General features: G+C 68.4%; 3 protein-coding genes. 2 read left to right on the plus strand and 1 reads right to left on the minus strand.

Annotated elements, in window-relative coordinates; translation table 11 throughout:
* Positions 1 to 234: 234 nt before the first annotated feature.
* Positions 235 to 1,842, plus strand: a complete 1,608-nt coding sequence (locus tag V3B25_RS17900; protein WP_329811114.1) for an ATP-binding cassette domain-containing protein — start codon at positions 235 to 237, stop codon at positions 1,840 to 1,842.
* A 72-nt stretch (positions 1,843 to 1,914) separates the two neighbouring features.
* Here the strand turns inward: V3B25_RS17900 and V3B25_RS17905 are convergent, their stop codons facing one another.
* Positions 1,915 to 3,240: a GTP-binding protein gene (locus V3B25_RS17905; protein WP_049424761.1), complete on the minus strand. Its 1,326-nt coding sequence runs from the start codon at positions 3,238 to 3,240 to the stop codon at positions 1,915 to 1,917.
* Between the two features lie 69 nt (positions 3,241 to 3,309).
* Here V3B25_RS17905 and V3B25_RS17910 point away from each other — a divergent pair, with 69 nt between their 5' ends.
* A complete protein-coding gene (locus V3B25_RS17910) occupies positions 3,310 to 3,684 on the plus strand; it encodes a MerC domain-containing protein (protein WP_154351968.1) in 375 nt (124 codons plus the stop codon).
* Positions 3,685 to 3,799: the final 115 nt, after the last annotated feature.

Below are 3,799 nucleotides of genomic sequence, written 5' to 3' on the forward strand. Positions count from 1 at the left end.
TCTCCGGGCGGCTGGGGCGGGCCCTGTGCGGGGGGGTGGCCCCCCTGCGCACCCCACCCCCCCCCCCCCCCCCTCGACTCTACAATTCGCATGCCCTGCGGGCGGTATAATCTCCCCTCATCCCTCCCAGAGGCTCGCGACCAATGCGCCATTGATGCCGCCGTCTTCGCAACAGACGGCCTGACTCTTCCCGCCCCTGCGCGCAGGGGAGAACCCGGCATCCATGGAGGTCGCATGACCCCGCATTCCCTCACGCTCGATCGCGTGTCGTATCGATTGGCCGACGGCCGCCCGCTGTTTTCCGATCTGACGTTTTCCTTCGAACCGGTTGCTACCGGCCTGGTCGGTGCCAATGGCGCTGGCAAAAGCGTGCTCGCACGCCTGCTGGCCGGCCGGCTGTCGCCCGACAACGGCCAGGTACGTGGCAGCGGCCGCGTGTTCCTGTTGCCGACACCCGGTTATCCACCCGCCGGCACGGTCGGTGAACTGGCCGGCGTCGGCGCGGAACTGGCCGCACTGCAACGTATCGAAGCCGGCAGCGTCGATGAGGCCGACTTCACCTGCCTAGGCGAGCGCTGGGACCTGCGCGAACGCCTGCAGCAACAATGGCAGGCGCTGGGCTTGCCCGATGATCTCGATTACGCCCAGCCTGCTGCGCGCCTCAGCGGCGGCCAGGCGATGCAGGTGGCACTGTCCGGCGCCTGGGCCAGCGGTGCCGACTGGCTGATCCTGGACGAACCCAGCAACCACCTTGATGCGCGTCATCGCCAGCAACTGTACCAGCAGTTGCAGCAATGGCGCGGCGGCCTGCTGGTGATCAGTCATGATCGCGAGTTGCTGAGCCGCATGCAGCAGATTGTCGAGCTCGATGGGCGCGGGCTGCATCGCTATGGTGGGCCGTGGCAGCACTATGCCGAAGTGCGCACTGCCGAACGTGAAGCCGCCGCCGCCCAGCTTGACCAAGCACGTGCCCAGCACCGACAGCAGCAACGCAGCGCGCGCGAGCAGCACGAACGCCAGCAGCAACGCCAGGCACGTGGCAATCGCGATGCGAAGCAGGCCAACCAGGCACCGATCCTGCTTGGCCGCCAGAAGCAGCGCGCCGAAGCCAGCCATGGTCGCGCGCAGCAGGTGCAGTCCGAACGCCTGCAGGCCAGCGCAGAGCATCTGCGCGCAGCGGCATCGGCGGGGCACGCGGCGCCGGAACTGGCACTGTTCGCCGGTGCGGGTGACCGTGGCAGCACGCGCCTGCTACAGGCCGAGGCGCTGGTGCTGCCACATGGCTGCAGTGCCCCGTTGCAGCTGGAGATCCGCCGCGGCCAGCGCATTGCCGTGGTCGGTGACAACGGCAGCGGCAAATCGACCCTGCTGCGTGTGTTGGCCGGCCAGCTGCCTGCACGCAGCGGCATCGTGCAACGGCATGCGCCACTGGCCCTGCTCGACCAGCAGCTACTGGGGTTGTCCGGCGGGCGCAGCATCCTCGACAGCGTGCAGGCCGCCAACCCGAGTGCCGACCCCGGGGAGCTGCGCACGCGCCTGGCCCTGTTGGGTCTGGACGCACAGCGCATCCAGCGCGCCGCCAGCAGCCTCAGCGATGGCGAACGGGTGAAGGGCGCACTGGCCAGCGTGTTGTACGCCGATCCCGCGCCGCAGCTGTTGCTGCTGGATGAGCCGGGTAATGCACTGGATCTGAGCGCATTGCAAGCGTTGGAGGAACTGCTTGCGGCATGGCCAGGCGCGCTGGTGATGGTCAGTCACGACCGGCACCTGCTGCAGGCGTTGCGGCCGACCCAGGTGCTGCAGGTGAGCACCGAGGGCTGGCAGTGGCGTGACGCCTTGTAGATCCACGCATGGCGTATCGACCCGGGGTAGTGCCGGCCGCTGGCCGGCAGCCCAAGAGACCTCAATGCACCATCAGCGCTTCCACACCGGGAACGCCTGTGGCATCTGCTGCCACAGCAGCGGCCCCGCCCGCAGCTCCTGGTCATTGAGCAGGCACGCATCCAGCTCCGCGCGCACCGCACGCTCATCCATGTGCACACCAATCACCACCAGCTCCTGGCGCCGATCACCCCACAACGGGTGCCACAGCCGCTGCATCGCCGTGTGCGCGGCTGCATCCGGAAACTCTTCCAGCCCCGGCAACGGTGCGCTCCAGCAATCGGCCTGCTGCCGCGCCCAGCCGAGGTCGCTGTAGGGCAGCGGTGTCGGCGGCAACAACGGTGCGGTGTCTTCCAGGCCGGCACGCACGCGGTCGCGCGCGGCATACCAGAAACCCGCCGCCTGCGTCCGCGTCGCCGCGCCCACGGTGTTCAACTCGCCTACCCAATCCATGCGGTTGGCCAGCCAGAACCAGCCCTTGCTGCGGATCACGCCGGGCATGCCCGACTGCAGCGCGCGGGCGAATCGCGCGGGGTGGAACGGACGCCGCGAACGGTAGACGAAGCTGCCGATGCCGTACTCTTCGGTTTCCGGTGTGTGCTCGCCACGCAGCTCCTTCACCCAACCCGGCGCGCGTTGCGCACGCTCCATGTCGAAGCGACCGGTATCCAGCAGCTCGGCCAACGGCACATCACCGAAGCTGGACAGCAGCAGCTTCGCATCCCGGTTCAAGCCACGCAGTACCGCCAGCGTGTCCTGCAGCACCTCGTCGTCCACTTGGTCGACCTTGCTGACCACGATCACGTCGGCGAACTCCACCTGCTCGCACAGCAGATCGACCACACCGCGATCATCGTCCGGCACGGCCTGCTGGCCGCGCTCGGCCAGGCGCAGGGTCGAACCGAAGTCGGCAAGGAACGCGCTGCCGTCGACCACCGTCACCATCGTGTCCAGCCGCGCGATATCACTCAGGCTGAAGCCATGTTCATCGCGCACCGCGAAGGTGGCCGCCACCGGCATCGGCTCGCCGATGCCCGTCGATTCGATCAGCAGATAGTCATAGCGACCCGCATCGGCCAGGCGCCGCACTTCCTGCAGCAGATCATCGCGCAGCGTGCAGCAGATGCAGCCGTTGCTGAATTCCACCAGCGTCTCTTCAGTGCGGCGCAGCTCGGCGCCACCCTCGCGCACCAGCTGCGCATCGATGTTGACCTCGCTCATGTCGTTGACGATGACCGCCACGCGCAGGCCTTCGCGGTTGCGCAGGATCTGGTTGAGCAGGGTGGTCTTGCCGGCCCCGAGGAAGCCGGACAGCACGGTGACCGGAAGGCGACGGTCGGCGCGGGAAACAGTGTTCATGTCGGAGCGGGTTGGCTGCGGAACGGAAATGTTACTGTATAACAATTGTTGCGCAAGGAACCTCCCCCGATGAAGTCGCCTTCTGCCGCCCTGCTTGATGCTGGCGCGGTCGCCCTGTCCAGCCTGTGCCTGCTGCATTGCCTGGCGCTGCCCCTGCTGGCCGCCGCGCTCCCCCTGTTCGGCACCTGGGCCGAAGCGGACTGGGTGCACCTGCTGTTCGTGGCCATCGCCCTGCCACTGACCGGCTACGCGCTGTGGCGGGCCGAGCGCCGTCACCCGCTGCCGGTGCTGGCCTGGGCCGCCGCTGGCGTCGGTCTGGGCCTGTTGCTGGCCGGCGCGCTGGCGCTGCCCTCACATGACTGGGAAACGCCGATGACGGTCACCGGCAGCCTGCTGCTGGCCGCCACGCATATCTGGAACGCGCGGCACCGGCACGCGGGGTAGTGCCGGCCGCCGGCCGGCAACCGCATGAGCTTCGGACGCCGCGGGTAGTGCCGGCCGCTGGCCGGCAACCGCATGAGCTTCGGACGCAACCTGAAGTTGCCGGCCAGCGGCCGGC

It is taken from the genome of Stenotrophomonas sp. SMYL8, assembly GCF_036320065.1.
Classification (GTDB): Bacteria; Pseudomonadota; Gammaproteobacteria; order Xanthomonadales; family Xanthomonadaceae; genus Stenotrophomonas; species Stenotrophomonas maltophilia_A.

Bases quoted from the DNA above. Each gene is read 5' to 3' on its own strand.
- V3B25_RS17900 (WP_329811114.1), top strand. From the start codon at position 235: ATGACCCCGCATTCCCTCACGCTCGATCGCGTGTCGTATCGATTGGCC.
- V3B25_RS17905 (WP_049424761.1), bottom strand. From the start codon at position 3,240: ATGAACACTGTTTCCCGCGCCGACCGTCGCCTTCCGGTCACCGTGCTG.
- V3B25_RS17910 (WP_154351968.1), top strand. From the start codon at position 3,310: ATGAAGTCGCCTTCTGCCGCCCTGCTTGATGCTGGCGCGGTCGCCCTG.